The organism is Actinomadura sp. 6K520 (assembly GCF_004349245.1).
In the GTDB taxonomy this organism is placed as follows: Bacteria; Actinomycetota; Actinomycetes; order Streptosporangiales; family Streptosporangiaceae; genus Spirillospora.
In genome coordinates, this window is sequence record NZ_SMLC01000376.1 from 1 (window position 1) to 1,901 (window position 1,901).

Annotated in this window: 1 protein-coding gene; it reads right to left on the reverse strand. The window is 70.9% G+C overall.

Features of this window, described 5'->3' with window-relative positions:
- Positions 1 to 85: 85 nt before the first annotated feature.
- Positions 86 to 1,117: a hypothetical protein gene (locus tag E1289_RS37420; protein ID WP_131988899.1), complete on the reverse strand. Its 1,032-nt coding sequence runs from the start codon at positions 1,115 to 1,117 to the stop codon at positions 86 to 88.
- Positions 1,118 to 1,901 lie beyond the last annotated feature (784 nt).

The following is a 1,901-nucleotide window of genomic DNA, read 5'->3' on the forward strand; positions in this document are numbered from 1 at the left end:
ACCGCCGCACTCACCATCAGCACGGCAACGGCGACAACGCGAAGCAGCATCGTGGTGACCACGTGAACGGCACCGGCCGGGCGGCTCATTGCGTCCCCCGGGAGTCGCCTGGCGCCCCTCGCCCTCGACCACGGCTATGGCCGCGGCGCCGACGCCGGCCGGACCGGGACGGCGGTGCCGGGGAGAAAGAAGCAGACGAGGACGAGGGCTGCGGGTCGGGAGGAGACTGGCGTGCGGGGCCGCAGAAGGCTTCACCTCCTTCGTTGTGCGGGTGTTCGGGGTCGGTTGTGCCGTCCGACCGGGTGGGTCGGCCCCGCACGCCAGCCGGTCGCGGGCCCAGCCCTGCCCTGGACCCCTCGGCAGGGCTCGGCCGCCGTTCTTGAGCCCGGCGAGTGTCTGCCGCCCGCACCCGGAAAAGACCGCGATCGCGGCCCGGATTGGACACCCGGTGTTCCACTTCGCCGGAGGCCAGCGCCGCGACCAGGCGGCGTTCCCCACGCTGCCGGGCCTTGTAGGCGGCCTGGACACCGACGCCGAGTTCGGCTGCGGCCTGCTTGAGGGTGAGGTCCTCCAGCCGGGACCGGCCAATCAGCTCCGCCGCCAGCGGTGAGAGCACGCCCTTGGCGATCGCGTCGGCCAGCAGCAGGTCGGGGTGGCTCCACGGAGGCGGCGGGGGCGCCGATTCCAGCGGCGGCAGCGGCATCGGCGCGACGCCTTGGCGGGTGTAGCGGGCCAGCAGGCCGGCACGGTAGGCCGACCACCGCAACCGGGTGATGATCCCCGGACGACTGGTGTCGACACGGTGCAGCGCGTCCACGAACCCGGTCAGCAGCGCGGCGTGCAGATCAGCTGGCTCACCGCGGTAGCCCTCGGCCAGATCCCCGGCCATCCGCCACAACGCCGGCAACGCCAACCCGACCGCCCCGAGCACCCACGCGGGCGACCCCGAGTGCGCCTCGGCCACCATGCGCCGCCAGACAGCATCACGCGCCGCGCGGCCGGTGGCCGGGTGCAGCAGCATCGCCTGCAACTCCCCGAGCGGAATGTGCCGCTGCGGCAGCCCATGCCCGACCGCCGCCCCATCCACAGACAGCGGCGCCGGACCCGTGACCAGCATCCGGAACGCCTCAGCGGCGGTCTCCAGCGAGGTGTGCGCGGCCGCGCTTGCTAGGGCGCGGTCCTGCGGGCGGTGATGATGCCGGCGGCGCGGCCGCTGGTCGGCCTGCCGCTCACCGGATGAAGGCGCGCCGGACGACGCAGCGGACCGAGGCAGGGCGGCGGGCCGCGACGGACTGGTGTGCGAACGGCGCTTACCGGTAGCTCCCATTATCGCCGGACTCCCTTCGAGCTCCACACGACGGGGGTATTCAGGAGTCCATGAAGCCAGTCAGCTTAGGCATTTCTTAGGCACCGGAACCTCTATAGAGGCCTGCCGATCGGTTGCCCACCAAACGCCTAAGCCGCGGCGCTCCTATGGCGCCAGCCTCGGCTGAACCTGCGCGCCTAAGATCACGCCTATGACTCTCGTTCCAGCTCAGCGGGTTGTCTGCCGCGGCCCTCCTGGGTGTGGGTGGCTGCGCCTATGGGCGCGCCTATGCACGCCGTCAGCACATGAAAGCTTCGGCTGTGAAACTGATGAACCACATAAAGCGTGCCGGTTGCGCGCCTAAGCGTGTGCCTAAGAAATGCCTACGCCACCGGGTTGACTAGGGATGTGCCGTCCAAAGAAATCAGGTGGATACGCAGAAGCACACCCTCATGCCCCACCACCCCGAACACCCCAGCCACCAACCACAGCGGCCAGCCCCCGAGCCTGACAGCACTACTGAGCCGGTGCCGCTGTCGGTATGGCTAGGCGCCCAGCGCCCCGCCGCCAGCCAACGCCGCGGCCGCTACCTCCC